The organism is Niastella koreensis GR20-10 (genome assembly GCF_000246855.1).
GTDB classification, from domain to species: Bacteria; Bacteroidota; Bacteroidia; order Chitinophagales; family Chitinophagaceae; genus Niastella; species Niastella koreensis.
The window spans coordinates 7,664,897-7,684,289 of the sequence record NC_016609.1 but is presented as its reverse complement, the minus strand read 5'-3'; the positions used below and the strand labels follow the sequence as shown (position 1 = coordinate 7,684,289).

Here is a 19,393-nt window from a genome sequence, read left to right as displayed (position 1 = left end):
GGGGTGGCCATTTAATAAAATTTTTCAATAGGTTTGCCGCCACAAAAGCTATCAATAATATGAAGAAAATTCTTTTAACGGTTGTGTTAGCCGTTACTATGGTGCGCACCTTTGCCGATGAAGGCATGTGGCTGCCACTATTGCTTGGACAACAAGTGTATAACGACATGGTGAAGCGCGGTTTGAAGCTTACCAAAGAACAGTTATACAGTGTAAACAAGTCATCCATTAAAGACGCAATTATCATTTTCGGTGGATTTTGCACCGGTGAAATTGTAAGTAACGAAGGCCTCATTTTTACCAACCACCACTGTGGTTATGATGCTACGGCCAATGCCAGTACGGTAGAACACAACTATCTTAAAGATGGTTTCTGGTCAAAAAGCAAACAGGAAGAAATCCCTTCTGCCGGTTTATATGCCGAGTTTCTGACAGAGATCAAAGATGTTACCGCTGAAGTGCTCGATGCAGCCAAAGGATTAAGTGGGTTGGAACGTCAGCAAAAAGTAACAGATATTACCGCAGCCATCAACAAACGATACAGCGATGAGGCTACCAGCACTATTGCCCGTACAAGCTCCCTGTTCAAAGGCAACCAGTACCTGGTGTTTGTTTACAAACGTTATTCTGATATCCGGCTGGCCGGTGTGCCACCTGAAAGCATTGGTAAATATGGTGGCGATACCGACAACTGGGAATGGCCCCGCCATACCGGTGACTTTTCTATCTTCCGTGTTTATATGAGTAAAGATGGAAAACCGGCAGACTACTCACCCGAGAACGTGCCATTAAAACCCAAACATTTTCTGCCTGTATCTATCAAAGGCATTAAAGACGGCGACTATGCCATGATCTATGGTTATCCCGGCGGCACCAACCGTTATGAAACTTCATACGGCATCAAACAAAAAATTGATATCGACAATCCCACGCTGGTAAAGCTGCGCGATATGCGGTTGAAATATATGTTTTCGCAAATGAAAGACGATCCGGCAGTTAAACTGCAGCTGGCCAGCGATTACGCTTCCATTGCCAATTACTGGAAATTCTTTGATGGCGAAAGCAAACAGCTGATCAAGTACGATGTGTACGATACGAAAAAAACAGCCGAAGCAAAATTTCAAATCTGGGCCAATGGCAAACCGGAGTTTGAAAATCTTTTCAAAGACTGGGGAGCCGCATATGATGCATGGCGCCCCTATTCAAAACACCGGGTGTACATCAATGAAGGTATTTTTGGATCGCCCCTGTTAGCCTATGCAGCCTCCCTGCAACGTGTGGAGATGGCGATTGTACAGAAGGGCAGCTCAGCAGATATTAAAAAAGCGATGGATGCAGCAAAAGAGGCAAGAACCGAAATGCTGAAGGGCGAAAACAAACCATCTGACCAGAACATTGTAGCAGCGGTGTTGATGATGTACTACAAGGATATTGACAAAGCCCAACACCCCATTGGCTTTTATGATAATTTGAAATCGAACTTTGGCGACCTGAACGATGAAAATACGTATAAGAAATACGCCGCCAGCATTTTTGCAAACACCATGATCCTGGATAATGCCAAATGGGACGCTTTTGCAAACAACCCTGATGCTACTGTACTACAGGCTGATCCTGCTTATGCTGTTGCAAGCGCGTTCTTAAAGAACTGGCAGGGTAAGTTTATGCAGTATTCTCAACAGTTCACCGTGAAGAATAATGAGTATGGCCGCCTGTACCTGAAGGGTGTTATGCAAATGGATACCGTGAAAGCCAAAAAAATGTATCCCGATGCCACTTTCACCATGCGGGTAAGCTTTGGTAATGTAAAAAGCTACGCCCCCCGGGATGCAGTTAAGTATGACTACGTAACTACCATGAAAGGTATTCTGGAAAAATACGTACCTGGCGATTATGAGTTCGACCTGCCGGCCAAATTGCTGGAACTGGCTAAGAAAAGAGATTTCGGCCAGTATATCGACAAACAACGGAATGACCTGGTAGTTGGTTTTATCACTACCAACGACATTACCGGTGGTAATTCCGGTTCACCGGTGATCGATGGCATGGGTAACCTGATTGGTCTGGCATTTGATGGCAATTATGAAGCATTGAGCCACAAGATCCAGTTTGACCCGGTTTACAACCGTACCATTTGTGTGGATGTTCGCTACGTACTGTGGTGCATCGACAAACTGGGCGGGGCTACCAACCTGATAAATGAATTGAAACTGGTTAAACAGTAATCAATTAACATACAATTAAAAAGGGTGAACGGGTTTTGGGCCGTTCACCCTTTTTCTTTTTGGAATAGCTGTGTTACTTTTGCAAAAATTCCAATACCATGGACTATCAGGATCAAACCGATTTATTGCAGGAAGAACAGAATGAACTGGGGTATGTTGACCCTGCGGGCCGGGGCTTACGTTTAGCGAATTATCTGATCGACCAGATCGTTCTGATGGTGCTCATTAATATTATTACTGTTGCCTGGACTGTTATTGCCAAGGCTACAGGCGGCGTGGACCCGCAAAAATATTTAGGCGCAGATGCCGTCATGACCCTGAATATGAATGTCTTACTGGTAAGGGCAGCCATGTCTTTACTTATTACAATGATTTATTATACGGTTTGCGAAACTGCCATGAATGGCAGAACCATAGGTAAACTTTCTACCAACACCATTGCTATTACCCAGGATGGCACCCCGTTCACTTTTAAGCATGCGCTGGTGCGCAGCATCTGCAGAGCAATTCCGTTTGAATTATTTAGCGGTTTAGGTTATATGCCCTGGCACGACAGCATATCAAAAACAGCTGTAGTCAGGAAAACCTGGTAGAAATAATAAGTTCAAATTATAAAAACGGGCTTCATGCGTTTGCGTGAAGCCCGTTTTCCGTGTTAACTCCGTCAATTCGTTAACTTGTCAACCCATCACTGCACATCCTGTTTACGCGGGCGAATGATCAATCGCAAGGTGGGGTCGTTGGTAATAAACGACCAGCCCCAGCTAAAGGCCAGTTTCACTTTATTACGGAAACCAATTAATGGAATAATGTGAATGAACAGCCAAACCAGCCAGGCGCCAAAACCCTTAAAGAAGAATTTGGGAAGGTCGCACACGGCTTTAAATTTTGAAATAATGGCCATGCTGCCTTTATCGTTGTAGGCAAAAGGCTTCATGGGATTGTTGTCAAGTAACCTAGTGAGGTTTTTTCCCAGCAGGGTACCCTGTTGAATAGCCACCTGGGCTAACTGGGGATGGCCATTGGGAAAATTTTTATCGGTTGTTTGCAAACAAAGGTCACCTACCACAAAAATGTTCTGCGAGCCCTGCACTTTATTAAACTCATCAACCAATACCCTTCTGCCCCGGCCAATAACAGCAGCCGGCAGCCCAGGCACCTCCCGGCCAATTACACCAGAGGCCCAGATCAGTACCTTGGTGGGAATGGTTCTTCCGTCGCTCAGATAAACTATATCGTCCTGATAATCTTTTACGGCGGTATTGTTGATCACATGCACGCCCAATTTTTTTAAAACCCTGGTAGCCTCCTGTTGTGATTTTTCACTCATGGGTCCCAGTAATGCCTTACCTGCGTCTATCAGGTAAAGGTGTGAGCGCAGGTCTTTAATTTCAGGGTATTCTTTTAAGGCAATATTACGCCCCAGCTCGGCCAGCATGCCGGCCAGTTCAACACCGGTAGGCCCGCCACCACAGATCACTATATTCAGGTGCTTTTCTTTTTCTTTAAAGTCGTCGGTATGTACTGCCTCTTCCATGTTCAGCAATAAATGGTTGCGCAGGTTAAGCGCGTCATCGATGCTTTTCATAGGCAGCGAGTGGGCCTTTACGCGTTCCATACCAAAGTAATTACTTTCCGTACCCATAGCCAGCACCAGGTAATCGTAATCTACCATGCCGGTGTCTGTTTCAATAGTGTTCTGCTCCGGATTTACCTTCAACAGGGAACCCATATGAAACCGCAGGTTGGTTTTCTCCTGAAACAATCTGCGAAATGGATAACTGATATTGGAGGGTTCAATAAACGCGGTTGCTACCTGGTATAGCAGCGGAGGAAAAAAGGAATAGTTGTTTTTGTCTACCAGGGTAACTTGAAAGCGGCTGTCTTTACAAAGATGTTTGATAAGGTTAATGCCGGCAAAACCGCCACCGACAATAACGACTTTTTTTACTGGTTGTTCCATAACTCATTCTTCTTAATTAACATAAATAAACAATTATGCCCGGATTGTACACCAGGGCAAATAGTGCCGTACTAACTTTTCAGGTTATGGCAAGTATTAAGAACGCAGGAATGGAGATAGATAGACGAAGCAAAGGTCGTTACTATTATTGAAATGGCATAAAAATCATAAAAAGATACCTGTTAAATCAATATTTTCAACTGGTTATCAATATCAGCAATGGAGTTCAGCGTAATCGGCCATGATCATCGGGATCACTTTATCAATGACCTTTCTGAGTGCAATGATTTGTTTTTGCAATGCCGGGAAATCGCATGCTGCCCAATCGCCCTTTTCAATTTTTTCGGCAATGCTGCCTGCTGAACAAATGTTCAGGTTGTTGAGCGATGACTTCATGCGATGCGCCAGAAATTGTACCTGTTTAATATCTTTTTGTTCAAAAGCCTGTTCCAGGTTGGTAAGGCTGGTGGTGGTTTCACTGATGAAAACCTGCAGCATTTTAATTATGAACTTTTCATCGCCGCGGGTAATTTGTTTCAGCTTGCACAGGTCGTACAATGGTGTATCTGTTACCTCAGTTAATTTTACCGGACCAAAATGTGTTTCCCTGCCCAGCCATTTTGCAATCAGGCGTATCAGGTCTTCTTCCTCAAAAGGCTTGCTTAAATAATCGTTCATGCCGGCCTGAATGCATTTTTCCATTTCACCTTTTACGGCATTGGCGGTAAGCGCAATGATGGGGATGTTCGATGCCAGTTCCTGCCTTACATGGCGGGTAGCTTCCAACCCATCCATTACCGGCATTTGAATATCCATCAATACAATATCAAAATGGTTATGGCGAAGGGCGTCGATTGCGTCCATGCCATTCACCGCTTCTGAAATGGTTGCGCCATATTGGTTCAGGATGGTTTCAGCAACTATCCGGTTCATTTCATTATCTTCTACCACTAAGATTTTTTTATCGGCCAGAATATGGGCTTCCACATGGCTGTTGTCTTTTTTAGGCAGATCGCTTTCGGAACCTTTTGGAAAAGACAATTGAATGGTGACCGTGGTGCCTTCGCCCTTTTTACTTTGCACCTCAATGGTGCCGTTCATCAGTTCAACCAGTTGTTTTACAATGCTCATGCCAAGGCCAGTGCCGCCATAACTGCGGGCAATGCTTTCATCTTCCTGGCTGAATTTATTGAAGAGATTTTTTAAATAGGCTTCATCCATGCCCTTACCGGTATCGCTGATGATGATATCCAGTTCCTGCAGATCGGGTTTGCTTCTATAAAGCATGCATTCCAGCGCAACCCTGCCGCGTTTAGTGAATTTGATGGAGTTGCTGAGCAGGTTCATCAGCACCTGGTTGATGCGGTAGGGGTCGCCTTTTAAAACATTGGCCACGCCGGGATGAACCGTTACTTCAAACATGAGCCCTTTTTCTTCTGCCTTTAATTTTAACACCCGGCTGGTATTGGTTACCAGGTCGTGCATGTTGAACCCGATCTCTTCCAGCGTAACCTTGCCGGCTTCCAGTTTTGAAAAGTCGAGAATATCGTTGATGATCACCAGCAGGTTTTCTGCTGCGGTGCCAATGATCTCCAGGAACGACTGCTGCTGTTGATTAAGAATGGTCTTTTGCAATTGTTTGCTCATGCCCAGGATGGCGTTCATGGGCGTTCTTATTTCATGGCTCATGTTAGCCAGGAACAGGTCTTTGGCATGAACCGATTTTTCGGCGATCTTTTTGGCCTCTTCCAGCTGGCGTTGCAGCATCTTTTGCTCCGTAATATCCAGGTGAATGCCAATAGAACCGATATGTTGTTGCTTGTCGTTGTATAAAGGAGCTCCGGAAACTAACCACCAGTGGGAATCACTATGTTTGGTATTGACGTTCATTTCATAGGCATCGGAGAGCCCGGTTTGCCGCAGGTCGTTCTTGTTTTCAACCATCTCCTTATTCTCCTCCTTCACGAAAAGGTCCGATGCATTTTGGCCTATCAGTTCATGCTCTTCATACCCGCTCATAAAGCAAAAGCTTTGATTCACATAGCGGATGTTTTGTTCAAGATCAACCTCAATAAGGCCCAGGTTCATATTGGCGATAATGCTCCGGTACTTTTCTTCCTGCCGCTTCAGTTTTATTTCCGATCTTTTTCTTTCGGTGATGTCGTTGTACGTCCATAAGTGGCCGCGGTATACATCGTCAATAAATAATGGAATGTAGTTTCTTTCCAGTACGCGGCCATCCGCCATTTTTAATTCCTCATTATTTACCGGCTGGCGGGCTTTTAAATGCCGGGCGGTATTCGTTATAAATTCAAGCGGATGTTTAAATAAGGCAGTACTGCTTTCGTACAGTTCGGTACATTCAATGCCTACCAGTGTTTCGGGTGAACCGGGATAGGCGAAGAAATCGGTGAATTTTTTATTGGTAAGCACCACCTTACCATTTTCATCTTCCAGCAATACGCCGGTTTGCAGGTTAATGAGCAAATGACTAAGGCGGTTGGCAGTGGCAGTCAATTCGCCCTGAATATTTTTATAGTTTTGAATATCGGTGAGGGTACCAATAATGGTAACGGGTTTACCATTTTTCGATTTACTAATCACACCTCCGCGGTTAAGGATCCACCTTGTTGACCCATCTTTCAATTTTACCCGGTATTCAACACAATGTTTGGAGATCTCCCCGCTCATGTACTTCTGAAAGGTTTCAATGGCGATAGGCCGGTCCTCTTCCACAATGGTTTGCCACCAAACGAGGTTTTCATTTCCTTCATAAACATTCCGGTCAAGATCGAGGATCGATTTTTCGTTAACGGCAAAGGTCATGGTCCGGGAAGGAAAATGATATTCCCAAACGTTGTCGTCTATGGTTTGCAAGGCAAGGCGTAACCTTTTTTCAGATTGTTGCAGCAGGATGTCTGCTTTTTTCTTTTCCTGCAGTTCATGCTCCAGGTAATTGATAATATCGGAGAGGTCGTCGGTTTCGTTGTAATTCAGGTCATCGCTGCCCTTGAACTTATTAATAGTTTCCTTTAAGTGCTGAATGGAAGCGTGCTTTAGTTTGGCTTCTCTTTTTAATTGTTCATTTATTTCCATGTACTCTTTTTCACTGCACGCGAACGCATGGTTAAACAGCTTACGGTCGCGTTCGTATTCTTCGTACGAATCATGTACCGCCTGAATAAAACGGTTCAGGTGCTCCTCCAAAAAATAATCTTCAGGAAGGTATTTTTTAATTTGCCGTTCAAGAAGTTTATTGAAACTCATATCGCATTTATATCTCGTCAAAGGTTGTAATGGTCATTGTTTGATTATGCAATTCGCATTTTGCGTGGTCATTAAAAGGCGAAATTTCGCCATAAGAGTAAAAGCCGGTGAGCAAAGTTTGGTTACCAAATGTGTCAGCAACAGCCTCTACCTCTTCTTCGGTACGTTTGCCTAAAATAACCTTGCGGCCTACACAGCTGATCAATAAAGCAAGTTGTGGCGCCCCTGGAAGTTTTTTAAAAGCCTGGCCAGCTGCATGGGTAGCGGCATCAACCAGTTTATCAAAATTTGCTTTCATAAACCGCACCTTCGAGCCATTGGGAACATCGCCGGCAAATACCATGCTACCGGTTTCCTGGTCAATGGAAAGAATGGTGCGTACAATAGGAACATCTTCATCCTGTATTTTAACACCCAGTGGGAACAGCAGGGCTGATCCCGGTAATTCATCGGCATACGGGCCGAGATAGGTTTTATACAGGTCAAGCGCTTTTTGTCCTTCTATTTCAAATAACTGATTAGCTATAGATTTTGTAACGGTTCGCTCGGGGCCAAAGATTTCCCAGCCGCCCATGGAGGCATGAGAAACTACAAAGTGCTGGCCATAAAATGGAATGGCTACTATATTTCCGGTAGAAGGTTTTTCATTCAGTCCAACCACGGTCGATTGAAAATTCGTGCCATCGCCCGCCAGGCCACCGGTAACCGGTACCCGGTCATTTACCAGTTCGTTAATACCGCGCACCAGTTCGCTGCCATTTACGGTACTGCCATCAGAAATAACCAGGATGTAGGAAAGGTTGTCGAAGTTGATCAGCCGGATTAATGCCTTACCCGCTTCATAACTGTTATTGTAATCCTGGATGTTTACTATAACCGGTTGAATAGAAGTTTTTTCCAGTTCAATAGCCGCAATGGATACAGAATTATCGTTTACGCGGCTGTTGATGATCTCGCCGGCAGTGGAACATAATACAATGTGCGCTTCGGGAAAGGTTGCTTTTAATTTTTCATATACTGGCTGGGAGGAAATAACTTCTTTGCCGCCAAAACCCAGTACCAGTTGGGATTTGGAAAGATTGGCACTGGCTGTTTCGTTTTGGGTTTCCAGCTTATTGTCGTTGTATAACAGCAGGGTAGTTTGCATATGGGAAAGCGTTTAAGGTTAATGTATACATTCAATTACGTTGATTAGTGATTTGGATATGCGCGAACAATAGAAATTGCCCATTCAAAAAAACGAAAGTTGAAACATTTTATTTACAGGCAAATGTGGAGGGTATGGGTTAACTCTTATTTAATTTAGACCAAATTTTTAAAACAGCAACTTTGTTATACTACTAATTTATCCTGAAACGGCCGTATAGCGCGGATTCCACCGCCTAACCGTGAGTTTATTGACTTAGATCAATTAGGGATATGGGTTCGGGTTATAAGTATTCAGTGAAAATATTGTGCCTGAGGAAATAAAGGCCTTAGAGGGGGCTAAGGGTTTTGTTGTAGGCGTAACAATTGATCTTTGTGTTTTAATGCAGCGTTATAGCCGGCTTCATAGATCTTATCGGCTTTATTTACATCGAACATTCCAAACTCGTGCAGGTCAGGTTCCAGGAAAAGATCGAGCCGTTCTGCTTTACTATAAACAACGGGAGCGATGGCCATGTGAAAGCATTTTTCGATCATGTTCATTTTCCCGAAGCGTTTGCCATTACCCCGGCCTTTGGGGATGTTATTTACGTAACAGCCAATGAGCACATCGCAGTTGTTTTCAAGTGGTTCAACCGGAAAGTTGTTCAGGAGGCCGCCATCAACCAGGATATGGTCGTCAATTTTTACCGGTTCAAAAATTACCGGCACCGAAGCGGAGGCAATCACCGCTTCAATAAGTTGGCCTTTTGAAAAAGTAATGGTTTCGTTATTGGCAAAATCGGTAGCGGTGATGTAGAGTTTTTTATGCAGGCTTTCGAAGGAGTTGTCGGGGATGAGGGTTTGAAGGGCCTTGCGCAGCACTTTCATGGAAAACAGACCGTCTTTATTCACCAGAAAGCTCGTCCAGCCGAAATAGGAGTTCTTTTTCAGGAGGTCGCGGATTTTTTGGGGAGAATGGCCGGCTGCATACAGGGCGCCCACGATGGCGCCGGCGCTTACGCCGGATATAGCATAGGGTTGAATTTGTAATTCTTCCAATACCTGCAACAAGCCCAGGTGGGCAAATCCTCTAACGCCGCCACCACTTAAAACGATCCCTGTTTTTACCATCGAATGTGAATTTCAGGCATACAATGTAGATGCTTTTATCCAATTATTTTAACATTTCCCTGCTTTAAATTCTGGTTTCGGGAAAAATATCCCCTGATTATTTCCGTTAGCGGGAAATATGCTTATGACAATGAAAAAAGCCCTGATCATTCCTACCGTTATTGTCGTTTTGCTGGTGGGTTGCCGGCCAGTAGAAAATCGGGAGCAATTGAAGGCGATAAACCGGAGTTTGGAATATGCGAATAGAATTTCACAGCTTGAAAGTAATCTGGTTTATACGAATTTAAGAGAAATGCAGAAGGATCCGGGTACAGCTTACCATGCTGATATATGGGAGCCAAAAGCTGAGCAGGTTAAATTATATGCAGACAGCATAAAAGGCCTACTTAAAATCATAAAATCGGATCTCATAAAGCAGTCGGATAGTTTTAAGCTGGAATATGTTCCTGTTGTTAAAGGGCTACATGATACAAATGAAGTTGGAGGGAAACTATTGAACTTACTGGTTGCTTTTAGAGACAACTGTTTTACAGTGATGTTTCCAGGGGAGGCTACTATTACAAGGCCTTATGTAACTGAGCTTAATTATTTTCTCAGAGTTATTCCATTGTTGCCTGGGTATACGGATAGTTTAACAGCTAACCAGCGAAGTGATTATAAAAATAAATGGCTTACAGAAAGTTTTAGCAAAAGCTCCTCGTTAATGGCGATGATCATGTTGAATAAAATAGAAAGTGATGTGTTGGTAACTGAAAAAGAATTTATTCATTACTGTCGTGCTAAAATCCCTACTCCTTGTGGATATACTAAGTTTGAGGCATTTTCAGCTTTAAGCAGCAGCTATGTGAAAGCTGGTCAGTCGATAGAAGTTGCAGCAGGCATTGGCGCATTTACTTTTGATAGAAATCCTAGAGTTACCATTGATGGAAAGGAAGTTGAGTTAAATGGGGATGCAGTGGCTGTCTATAAATTTACGGTTAAAGGAAAGCCGGGAAAGCATACAATTCCTGTGACGGTTGAGTTTAAAAATTTTGATGGTTCTAAGGAGGTCGTGTCAAGGAACCATGAATACATAATAGCAGAAAACTAATCCCTTAAACAATGAACAGAAACCTTCTAGCCTTTGCCGTTGCTATTTTATTACTTACTGCCTGCCGGCAGCAGGAGAACGCGGGCCAATTAAGATCCATAAATCAGTGTTTACAGCATTCCAACGTTGTAATGCAAATGGACATTAAATTATACGATGAGGCAATTGTAGAGAAGTTAAAAGATCCGTTAACACACGGTAATGCTGAAATATGGGGGCCCCGGGTGGCTATGATAAAAAAACGTGTCGATAGCATTACAGGTTTAATTGAAAACTTAAAAATTGATTTACTAAAACAATCAGACAGCTTAAGAAAGGCAAATGCCCCCATAGTAGAACAACTGTATGACATCAATGGAAAAGGAAATGAATTGGTTAATAAGCTGGCAGTATTTAAAGAGAGTATTCCGGCCATTTTTAGGGTTAATGACTTTTTTGATCAGCCATACCTTATTACCGACTTAAAACGAGACCTTGGCCTCATACTCGACTCCATTCCATTGTTGCTAGGTTATAGGGATAGTTTATCAGCCGCACAGCGCAGTATTTATAAAAAGAAATGGATGGAGGAGAGTTTTGCCGGCAACAATTCATTGTTGACCATGATGCAGCTTAATAAAATAGAAAACGAAGTGCTGGTAACTGAAAGGTCTTTGGTAAGTTATTTCTTTAGTAAAATGCCTGATGTAGTGACATGTGGGCTTCGCAGACAGCCTCATCCATTTGCAATTATCAATAGTAGTTATGTGAAGTCGGGACAAACGGTTGAAATTACTGCAGGGATAACCCAGATTGTTGCAAGTTGTCAACCTAAAATAACAATAAATGGTAAAGAAATAAAAGTAAACAGCGAGGATGCTGCAGTATATAGTTTCAGGGCTATTGGCAAACCGGGGAAACACAAGATACCGGTATTAATAGATTTTTATAGATCCGATGGAGAACAGTTACGGATGACAAAAAATATAGAATATATTATAGCGGAGAAATAATACTTATGACAATGAAAAAAGCCCTTATCATTTCAGCCGTTATTGTCGTTTTGTTGATTGGTTGCCGACCAGAGGAAAACCGGAAGCAATTGAAGGCGATCAACCGGAGTATGGAATTCGCTAATGAAGCATTAAATGATGCAAATACATTAGGGTATGAAGATTTAATGGCAGGGGAGCCGGATGTGAATATCGCAGTTTATACAGAAAAATGGAAGATTAAATCAAAACGGATCAAATCGTTCGCAGACAGCGTTAAAGGCCTGCTTAAAATTATAAAATCAGATCTTATCAAACAGTCAGATGGTTTGAAGAAAGAGCATGTGCCAGTGGTAAAGCAATTAAATGATATTAATGGCCTGGGGAATCAGCTATTGAATAAACTGATTTCATTTAAAGACAGTTGTCCCGTAGTGATCTATTCGGGTGAGGATACTGTAACCCGCTCTTATTTTATAAGTGATTTTAAACGCTATCTCAAAACTGCTCCGTTGCTACCACAATATGAAGATAATTTGTCAGTAGATCAGCAGTACAACTATAAAAAGAAATGGTTGGAAGGAAGCTTTGGCAGCAATTCCACCTTAATGGTGATGATCGCATTAAATAAGGTAGAGAGCGATGTATTGACAAGTGAAAAGCATTTTATTGATTATTGTCAGAGCCGGCATTCAAGGGGATTTGTTGAAACATACAGCATGTTTAGGGTGATTGCAACCTTAAGCAGTAGCTATGTGAAAGCTGGCCAACCAATAGATGTGTACGCCGGTGTTGGCTCATTTACTGTTGTTTCAAAGGGCCGGATCACCATCGATGGAAAAGAGGTGGCGTTGGATGCTGAAGGAGTAGCCGAATACAAATTTGTTGCCACCGGGAAGCCCGGGAGGCATTCGGTACCAGTGACAATTGAATTTACTAAAGTTGATGGCTCTAAGCAGACCGTATCAAAGAATGCGAAATATATAATAGCTGAAAATTAACCCCTTAAACAATGAACTGAAACCTTCTTAGATTTATACAATGAAAAAAGCCCTTATAGTCCCTGCCGTTATTATTGTATTGCTGATTGGTTGCAGGCCGGAAGAAAATCCCGATCAGTTGATAGCAGTTAACCAGAGCCTGGAGTATGCGAATGGCGTTATGCAGGAGGCGGGTGATATGGTTTACGAGGAATTGTTGGAAAGACAAAAGGATCCCCGGGATGCTGATCACCCCGCGCTATGGCTCGCCAGGGCGAAGCAGATAAAACAATATGCTGACAGCCTTGGTAATTTTATAAAGAATATAAAAAGCGAATTGATAACCCAGTCGGATAGTTTAAAAAAGGACTATGTTGAGCTGACAAAACAACTGCATAATGAAGATGGAGTTGGTCAACAGTTGTTGAATAAATTAACCGACTTCAAAGATAGCGCTTCGAGTATATTGACTCCCGAGGAAAAGAAGTTAGAATACTATAGGCGTAGCGAAATCGGCCATATTTTAGAAACTGGTCCATTACTACCAGCCTACCGGGACAGTTTACCGGCAGATAAGAAAGTTGATTATAAAAAGAAATGGTTGGAAAAAAGCTTCGGCAGAACTTCAGCGTTAATGGCCATGATTATGTTGAATAAAATAGAAGCTGATGTGTTGGCAACAGAAAAGGAATTTATTACATATTGCGATTTCAGAGCTTCCTTTCATGGATGTATTGTAAGGTATGATTTATTTAAAGCCGTTGCAATCTTAAGCAGCAGCTATGTGAAAGCTGGTCAGGCCATAGAAGTTACAGCTGCCGTTGGCCAATTCATTGATGCTATGAAACCCCGGATTACCATCGATGGAAAAGAAGTGCAGGTTGGTGAATGTGCAACAGCTGTTTATAAATTTATTGCTGCCGGCAAACCTGGCAAGTATACTGTGCCGATAACATTTCAATATTATAAGCCAGATGGGACGAAAGATTCCATAGCTACTACGCGGGAATATATTATAGCGGAAAATTGAGCAATAATAAATTAACCGGCCCCGAGATATCGGGCCGGTTAATTTATTTATTATTGATGAGCTAATTTGGCAAGTGCTTCCAGTTTTTTCATTTGAAGATTCATTTGGTGTTTTATTGTTTCCTCATAATCGCTTTTCGCATCAGTTAGTTTGCTAATCAATACAAGCATTTCCAACCACATCAGGAAAAGGAACCATATAATCCAAACAAAAAAGGCGACTCCTGATCCTGTGATTAATTTACACATAATCTCCAACTCATCTAGAAATCCAATTTTTGAAGAAATTTGTTTTTCCAGTTCAGGTCTAATATTTAATAGCGCACTATCCTTCTTGCTCTTGTCAGTACGTAAATTGGAAATCGTTTGATCTAAAGTCGCTATTAAGGTAAATTTAGGATTGGGGACAGTTGTAACAGATACAGACGTAGAATTTACTACCTGTTCAGTTGTAATGATTTTCCCGGAAGAGTCTTTAATTGTAGTTTGCTTTTTAATAGGGGAACTTTGGGTTGAAGTAGTTTTAATGTAAGGAGTTTTAGTTACTTCATCGATCAATTGGCTTCTGTCGGCTTCTTTTTTTAGAATGGCAGTATCGATTGAGGCAATTTGAGTATTCAACTCTTGAGTTTTAGGAGGTAACCCTTGATCTACTCTTTTCTGAATAAATGTTATTTTTTCAAGTTCAATATCTTCTTTAAAAATAATTTGATCAATGATGATTGTTCCCAGGATGGCCATCAATGCAGCTAGGATCCCCCTGGAAATGTATAACCACCTGTTACGAGCTAACGATAAGATGATTTGCCGTTCTATCTGAACAATGATTACAACCATTAATGCCGACCCGGCGACGGAACCCCAGATGTTACCGCGTAAATAGCGTTGCGTAAACATAAAACCCACAAACGACCAAAGAATACATACAATTAACATGGCCGATGTGTATTTCTTTACCGCCTTCGATGAAACTTCGCTTGAAGTCCTCACTATTCCATAATTATAACCAGTTAAGAAGCAGCCGAATTTTATCCACCAATTTCTCATAATTAATAGTTTTAGAGTTTTCTTTTTAATATCGAATGATGAGAAATAGCAGCTAATCCATTTTTGAAACCTCTTGTATAACTCATAACGATGCCCTGGCTGTCACCTCGGTTGTTTTTGGCATCTTCATCAATCTCTAAAACCTTCCTGATATGACTTTCAGCTATTTCTTTCTTCATAGTTAACTCTTCAACTGTGTCAATCATTCCGTTACGGCTTCGGCTGATAATGTGAAACTCAATTTCCTTTATGAAGTCTTCATAGTAGGTTTTAACTTTCCTGATCGTTCTTTCAAATTCGTTTTTTATTGCCTGGATCCTTTGTTCCATATGGCTTGTGTCAGGATTAATTAATGCGTCATCATATCCACTTGACTCGTGATTGCGGTCCAGGAATTTAAACAGTAGGTCTATATTATTTTCTGAGGTGGCAGTAATAGGAGTTCCCTCGGGCTTGTTTTCTTTGGGGGCTTCTTTCTCTATAAATAACTTTTCCGGTACTTCTGGATAATCATGACCTATGGGTAATGTCGAGCCATTTAATCCATTTGAATGGCCGTTTTTATTGTTAAAGAAACTAAATAATCCCATGAATTAATTTTTAAATAGTTATAGTTGGTACTTTATATTTGTTATGGCCTCTTTTATGGCATGATTCACAAAGAGTGATTAATAAATAATCATTATAATCCCATGGAGGTTTAAACTGATTATCTCTAATTATAAAATGATATTGCCGGTGGTGTACCTGCACGTTATGGTCGCTTTTGCATAAAACACATTGATTAGCATCTCTCTTTAAGATTTCTTCTCTTTTTTCTTTCCAACGGGGATCGAACAATAAAGCACCATAACTACCATGAGCCGGTATTTCTTGGTTATTGCCTGAAAACGGCTGCTGTTTCAAAGATTGATCTGATTGTTCAGAAAAAAATCGGCGATAAACGTTAGTGCCTTTGAAAGAAATATATCTATATCTGTTGTATAAGGGATCGTTCATGTCAAAAATTTGATTAACGTGTAGTTAGGTATAAATTGCTATAAGTTGAGTATGATCCTAGCTGAGCTACGGGTTTAATCGCATGGATAAAAGGAAGTTTGTACTAAAAAATAAATAGATCTTGATAAAAAGTTTCCATGATGAAACGCGATAGCGTGAGCGTTAGAAAAGACAAGCAGTGGCATACAAAGGAGTTTAGGGTACATTTCAAAACGATGAGAAGGTGTGTTTATTATTGACTAAGATCAAGATCATTGTTTTCGTGTAAGTATTCGTTGGAGTAAAAAATAAATTAACCGGCCCCGATACCCCGGGGCCGGTTTGCTTAAATAATAGATGTTTACTGTACAATGCGGACAACAGGCTCCCAAACGATCTGTTTGCCGGATCTATCGATGACTATAACACGGAGCCAAACCTTTGACGCCGATGCAAGGCCGGTGAAAGTATGTTCGGGTTTTAGCGTTGTTTCGCTTGTCCACACACTTTGGGGCGTCAATGGGTCTGCGGTGATCTGATGTACGTAAGCCCTTGCTTTGGTTACCCTTTTTACCCGGGTAGTAACCTGACCAGGTATGGCCATCTCGGCTTGCAGCTTCTGCGGCGCATTCTGTGAACTGCTTTTTTCAGCGTTTATATCAAATCCACTGCTTAAAAGCATAGCCTTATCGCCCTTGCAGGTTTGGGTTACGTAATGAGCCAGCTCTGTCAGTAACTGCCTCAGTTCGGCTTGTTTGTTATCTTTGATAGCTACCTTTTCTCTGTCCCTACCGCCGGCATCTGATAAAGATACCAGGTACTCTTCCAGCTTTTTTTCAACATCTGTCAAGGCAGGCGTTGGATTAGGAAATTGCGCATTGCCTTTCATACTGTCTAAAATGCGGCGGGATATTTTAACGAGGTCACCGGCGCGACAATAAATAAATGTCAAGATGATTCTTACCCTTTTCATAATTTTTGATTTTTAATTGTTTAATAATAGAAATTCCAGAACATGCTATTAAATCAGTACCTGAAACCAATTGTATTGGCCAATAATTATAACGGATATCAATGCCGTTGTTGTAGTTCAAAAATAAATGAGGAAGCAAATAAGAAGTAAGCCGATGAGTATTCGCTGGTAGATTATTCGTATCCGTACGTGTTTGATGAGTATTCGCGAAGGAATGTTTGCGTGATGCATGGTTTCCGTTCTATGTACACGTTTAAAGAGCAGTGAATAAGATTAATAAGTAGGCGCAGTTCCCTCTTACGTTATGGATCAAACAAAGCATTAATGCCAGATCGGATAACCAAGCATAAAGTTGCTTTAACGATAAAGTATATCACTTTAAAAATTAAACGATCGCAAAAAGAAATTACTGCATCATTTAAACGATCAAATGCTATCACTTAAACAATAAGTGATAGCAGCAAGAAATTATCGTATCCTTTAATCGATCAAATGATGTCAGTTATTCAATTAAGTGAAAGCGAAAAAAAATTACTGCATCATTTAAACGATCAAATGGCATCACTTAATCAATTAAATGATGGCAAAAAGAATTAAGTATATCATTTAATCGGTAAAGTGTCACGCTTAAACAATTAAGTGATGGCAAAATTCTTTAAGTGACATATATTGTTCTATTGGATGCCACTTTAAAATTTAATCTTCAACCCATGCTCTTTTTTCAACGTCAATAACGCCTCAGCATTCCCTTTGGCATCATCAACCGGGTGATGGGTATGCTTTGTTTTACGCAGGTGTTTAAAATTCTGAAAGGTGTCTTTTACCAGTCCTTTGTACAAACTGCCCAGGTTCTGGGAGCTAAACCCAAACGGGTTGGCCTTGGTAAAATGATGAAAGTACCAGCAGATAAACATCCAGTCGAATCCGTTATTATCACTGATGAATACCGGTCTGTCTTTAGCCGTGATTTTGATCCAGGCCGCGAAGTTGGTCATCACCGTTTGGGGATCATCAAATGCAAGGGTTTCCTGCCTGCTGAATCCGGAAACAGCCAATGCCTCGGGGATATATTGTTCAGAGATGGGTTTCAGTTGTCCGTAAAATGTTTTATCCAGCTGTTCATCAACCAGCACAGCGCCGAACGAGATCATGGAGAAATCACCAGGTATGGGGCCATCCGTTTCTACATCAACCATTATATAGGCCATATAATCATTTGTTTTAATCTGCTAATCGCGGCCAAAATAATAAAAAAATGCGTTTATATTGCCAATAAACGCAAATACCATATGACCATAAAAACGATTGCCATAATATTGCTCTTCACCTTTCTTGCAACAAATGTCTCCGCTCAAAACAATCAACCCTGGAAGGGAAAGAAATGCGCCGTTGTGTTAACCTACGACGATGGACTGGATATTGACATCACCAATGTACTCCCTGCATTGGATTCCCTGGGATTGAAAGGCACTTTTTATGTTGCCGACTACCAGGGTCACCTGCAGTCACAAATACCAGCCTGGCGTGCAGCGGCAGCCAAAGGCCATGAGCTGGGCAATCATACCCTGTTTCATCCCTGCGAAGGCGGCCGGCCCGGAAGAGAGTTTGTTACCGCCGATTATGACATGAACAAGTACTCCATGCGCCGGATCACCAATGAAATTCTTGCCATGAATGCTGTATTGACTGCGATCGACGGAAAAACAAACCGCACTTTTGCTTTTCCCTGTGGCGATAACAAAATACACGATACGGCGTATCTCGATTCCTTGCGCAAGGATTTTACCGGCGCGCGTGGCGTAGCAGGCGACATTCCTACTATTGACCATGTTGATCTTTATAACATGCCCGGTTATGGCGCTAATAATGATTCAGGCGAATCCATGATACAATGGGTAATGGAAGCCGAAGCAAAACGGGGCCTGCTGGTGATCGTCTTCCATGGTGTTGGTGGCGGCCATGACCTGAATGTATCCCTGCACGCACACAGCGTGTTATTACATTACCTGAAACAACATGAAAAAGACATCTGGATAGCACCCATGGTTGAGGTGGCCACTTTTATCAGGGATAGACAGAAAAGGGAGCTATGAGTTCCCTAAAATAATTTATTCTTTTAGTTTTTATTGAAAATAAAAATTGCCAGTAATGCGAGTGCGTATACTACCGGGATTATAATATGTAACCCAAGCCTTTTACCCAGGCCTTTTGGACTAAGCTTCATGTCTTTGTTTTTTAATTATACTGTTAATTAATCAATAGGTTTAACGGTTATGTTGAATTCAATTTGTAATGCCTGCTGAAACCGGATAAGCATTTCAAAAGTTAATGGCTTTTTACTGTGAAACAACTGCGACAGGTAGCCAGGGCTTACTTGCAACAGTGCCGCCAGCTCTTTCCTGTTTAATTTTTTTAACCTTGCCTGTTTGTATACTTCGTACAGGAACTTCTTTGAGAGAATGTCAATTTCTTTTTTCAGCTCTTCTTCATTTTCCTGCATGCCATAGAATGACAAACGCAATACCGTTTCTTACAACCGGGAAGTTTCAATCATAATTAATTGATATAAAGTTATTTGCAGGGTATTAAAATCATTTGCTGTAAATGTATT

At 41.7% G+C, this 19,393-nt stretch carries 17 protein-coding genes; 7 read left to right on the top strand and 10 right to left on the bottom strand.

Going from position 1 to position 19,393, the window contains the following annotated elements; translation table 11 throughout:
- The first annotated feature begins 59 nt into the window (after positions 1-59).
- Together NIAKO_RS30495 and NIAKO_RS30490 are read left to right on the top strand one after the other, a co-directional pair.
- Positions 60-2,225 (top strand): S46 family peptidase, encoded by a 2,166-nt coding sequence (locus NIAKO_RS30495; protein WP_014222331.1) that lies wholly within the window; start codon positions 60-62, stop codon positions 2,223-2,225.
- 98 nt (positions 2,226-2,323) lie between these two features.
- Positions 2,324-2,818 carry an RDD family protein gene (locus tag NIAKO_RS30490; RefSeq protein ID WP_014222330.1) on the top strand — a complete coding sequence of 165 codons (495 nt, stop codon included), beginning with the start codon at positions 2,324-2,326 and terminating at the stop codon, positions 2,816-2,818.
- A 95-nt stretch (positions 2,819-2,913) separates the two neighbouring features.
- Here NIAKO_RS30490 and NIAKO_RS30485 read toward each other — a convergent pair whose 3' ends face one another.
- The 4 genes from NIAKO_RS30485 to NIAKO_RS30470 form a co-directional block, all read right to left on the bottom strand.
- On the bottom strand, positions 2,914-4,188 hold the full coding sequence (locus tag NIAKO_RS30485) for an NAD(P)/FAD-dependent oxidoreductase (protein ID WP_014222329.1): 1,275 nt from the start codon (positions 4,186-4,188) through the stop codon (positions 2,914-2,916).
- A gap of 213 nt (positions 4,189-4,401) precedes the next feature.
- Positions 4,402-7,455 carry a PAS domain S-box protein gene (locus NIAKO_RS30480; protein ID WP_014222328.1) on the bottom strand — a complete coding sequence of 1,018 codons (3,054 nt, stop codon included), beginning with the start codon at positions 7,453-7,455 and terminating at the stop codon, positions 4,402-4,404.
- A gap of 7 nt (positions 7,456-7,462) precedes the next feature.
- Positions 7,463-8,602, bottom strand: a complete 1,140-nt coding sequence (locus tag NIAKO_RS30475; RefSeq protein ID WP_014222327.1) for an FIST signal transduction protein — start codon at positions 8,600-8,602, stop codon at positions 7,463-7,465.
- Between the two features lie 338 nt (positions 8,603-8,940).
- Positions 8,941-9,714, bottom strand: coding sequence for a patatin-like phospholipase family protein (locus NIAKO_RS30470; protein WP_014222326.1), 774 nt, complete (start codon positions 9,712-9,714; stop codon positions 8,941-8,943).
- Between the two features lie 130 nt (positions 9,715-9,844).
- Between NIAKO_RS30470 and NIAKO_RS30465 the strand changes: the two genes are divergently transcribed.
- The 4 genes from NIAKO_RS30465 to NIAKO_RS30450 are packed head-to-tail and all read left to right on the top strand — an operon-like array spanning position 9,845 to position 13,785.
- Positions 9,845-10,804, top strand: coding sequence for a hypothetical protein (locus NIAKO_RS30465; protein ID WP_107685478.1), 960 nt, complete (start codon positions 9,845-9,847; stop codon positions 10,802-10,804).
- An 11-nt stretch (positions 10,805-10,815) separates the two neighbouring features.
- A complete protein-coding gene (locus NIAKO_RS30460; RefSeq protein ID WP_014222324.1) occupies positions 10,816-11,796 on the top strand; it encodes a hypothetical protein in 981 nt (326 codons plus the stop codon).
- Positions 11,797-11,807: 11 nt separating this feature from the next.
- Positions 11,808-12,776 (top strand): hypothetical protein, encoded by a 969-nt coding sequence (locus NIAKO_RS30455; RefSeq protein ID WP_014222323.1) that lies wholly within the window; start codon positions 11,808-11,810, stop codon positions 12,774-12,776.
- 40 nt (positions 12,777-12,816) lie between these two features.
- Positions 12,817-13,785 (top strand): hypothetical protein, encoded by a 969-nt coding sequence (locus NIAKO_RS30450; protein ID WP_014222322.1) that lies wholly within the window; start codon positions 12,817-12,819, stop codon positions 13,783-13,785.
- A gap of 50 nt (positions 13,786-13,835) precedes the next feature.
- On the opposite strand, the gene NIAKO_RS30445 is transcribed toward NIAKO_RS30450, so the two are convergent.
- The 5 genes from NIAKO_RS30445 to NIAKO_RS30425 form a co-directional block, all read right to left on the bottom strand.
- Positions 13,836-14,831 carry a DUF4407 domain-containing protein gene (locus tag NIAKO_RS30445; protein ID WP_014222321.1) on the bottom strand — a complete coding sequence of 332 codons (996 nt, stop codon included), beginning with the start codon at positions 14,829-14,831 and terminating at the stop codon, positions 13,836-13,838.
- A gap of 11 nt (positions 14,832-14,842) precedes the next feature.
- Positions 14,843-15,421 carry a hypothetical protein gene (locus NIAKO_RS30440; protein WP_014222320.1) on the bottom strand — a complete coding sequence of 193 codons (579 nt, stop codon included), beginning with the start codon at positions 15,419-15,421 and terminating at the stop codon, positions 14,843-14,845.
- A 10-nt stretch (positions 15,422-15,431) separates the two neighbouring features.
- Complete coding sequence (locus tag NIAKO_RS30435) at positions 15,432-15,830, bottom strand: HNH endonuclease (protein WP_014222319.1); 399 nt, start codon at positions 15,828-15,830, stop codon at positions 15,432-15,434.
- A 340-nt stretch (positions 15,831-16,170) separates the two neighbouring features.
- A complete protein-coding gene (locus NIAKO_RS30430) occupies positions 16,171-16,782 on the bottom strand; it encodes a hypothetical protein (protein ID WP_014222318.1) in 612 nt (203 codons plus the stop codon).
- A 689-nt stretch (positions 16,783-17,471) separates the two neighbouring features.
- Positions 17,472-17,990, bottom strand: coding sequence for a 3'-5' exoribonuclease domain-containing protein (locus NIAKO_RS30425; protein ID WP_014222316.1), 519 nt, complete (start codon positions 17,988-17,990; stop codon positions 17,472-17,474).
- Between the two features lie 81 nt (positions 17,991-18,071).
- Here NIAKO_RS30425 and NIAKO_RS30420 point away from each other — a divergent pair, with 81 nt between their 5' ends.
- Positions 18,072-18,875, top strand: a complete 804-nt coding sequence (locus NIAKO_RS30420) for a polysaccharide deacetylase family protein (protein ID WP_014222315.1) — start codon at positions 18,072-18,074, stop codon at positions 18,873-18,875.
- A gap of 158 nt (positions 18,876-19,033) precedes the next feature.
- Here the strand turns inward: NIAKO_RS30420 and NIAKO_RS30415 are convergent, their stop codons facing one another.
- The gene (locus NIAKO_RS30415; RefSeq protein WP_014222313.1) at positions 19,034-19,303 is read right to left on the bottom strand and encodes a helix-turn-helix domain-containing protein; all 270 of its coding nucleotides are present in this window, start codon (positions 19,301-19,303) and stop codon (positions 19,034-19,036) included.
- Positions 19,304-19,393: the final 90 nt, after the last annotated feature.

What these genes read in the sequence shown, in the direction of transcription:
- NIAKO_RS30445 (WP_014222321.1), bottom strand. Translation starts at nt 14,831, where the DNA reads ATGAGAAATTGGTGGATAAAATTCGGCTGCTTCTTAACTGGTTATAAT.
- NIAKO_RS30455 (WP_014222323.1), top strand. Translation starts at nt 11,808, where the DNA reads ATGAAAAAAGCCCTTATCATTTCAGCCGTTATTGTCGTTTTGTTGATT.
- NIAKO_RS30450 (WP_014222322.1), top strand. Translation starts at nt 12,817, where the DNA reads ATGAAAAAAGCCCTTATAGTCCCTGCCGTTATTATTGTATTGCTGATT.
- NIAKO_RS30485 (WP_014222329.1), bottom strand. Translation starts at nt 4,188, where the DNA reads ATGGAACAACCAGTAAAAAAAGTCGTTATTGTCGGTGGCGGTTTTGCC.
- NIAKO_RS30465 (WP_107685478.1), top strand. Translation starts at nt 9,845, where the DNA reads ATGAAAAAAGCCCTGATCATTCCTACCGTTATTGTCGTTTTGCTGGTG.
- NIAKO_RS30430 (WP_014222318.1), bottom strand. Translation starts at nt 16,782, where the DNA reads ATGAAAAGGGTAAGAATCATCTTGACATTTATTTATTGTCGCGCCGGT.
- NIAKO_RS30425 (WP_014222316.1), bottom strand. Translation starts at nt 17,990, where the DNA reads ATGGCCTATATAATGGTTGATGTAGAAACGGATGGCCCCATACCTGGT.
- NIAKO_RS30480 (WP_014222328.1), bottom strand. Translation starts at nt 7,455, where the DNA reads ATGAGTTTCAATAAACTTCTTGAACGGCAAATTAAAAAATACCTTCCT.
- NIAKO_RS30460 (WP_014222324.1), top strand. Translation starts at nt 10,816, where the DNA reads ATGAACAGAAACCTTCTAGCCTTTGCCGTTGCTATTTTATTACTTACT.
- NIAKO_RS30440 (WP_014222320.1), bottom strand. Translation starts at nt 15,421, where the DNA reads ATGGGATTATTTAGTTTCTTTAACAATAAAAACGGCCATTCAAATGGA.
- NIAKO_RS30495 (WP_014222331.1), top strand. Translation starts at nt 60, where the DNA reads ATGAAGAAAATTCTTTTAACGGTTGTGTTAGCCGTTACTATGGTGCGC.
- NIAKO_RS30470 (WP_014222326.1), bottom strand. Translation starts at nt 9,714, where the DNA reads ATGGTAAAAACAGGGATCGTTTTAAGTGGTGGCGGCGTTAGAGGATTT.
- NIAKO_RS30475 (WP_014222327.1), bottom strand. Translation starts at nt 8,602, where the DNA reads ATGCAAACTACCCTGCTGTTATACAACGACAATAAGCTGGAAACCCAA.
- NIAKO_RS30490 (WP_014222330.1), top strand. Translation starts at nt 2,324, where the DNA reads ATGGACTATCAGGATCAAACCGATTTATTGCAGGAAGAACAGAATGAA.
- NIAKO_RS30435 (WP_014222319.1), bottom strand. Translation starts at nt 15,830, where the DNA reads ATGAACGATCCCTTATACAACAGATATAGATATATTTCTTTCAAAGGC.
- NIAKO_RS30420 (WP_014222315.1), top strand. Translation starts at nt 18,072, where the DNA reads ATGACCATAAAAACGATTGCCATAATATTGCTCTTCACCTTTCTTGCA.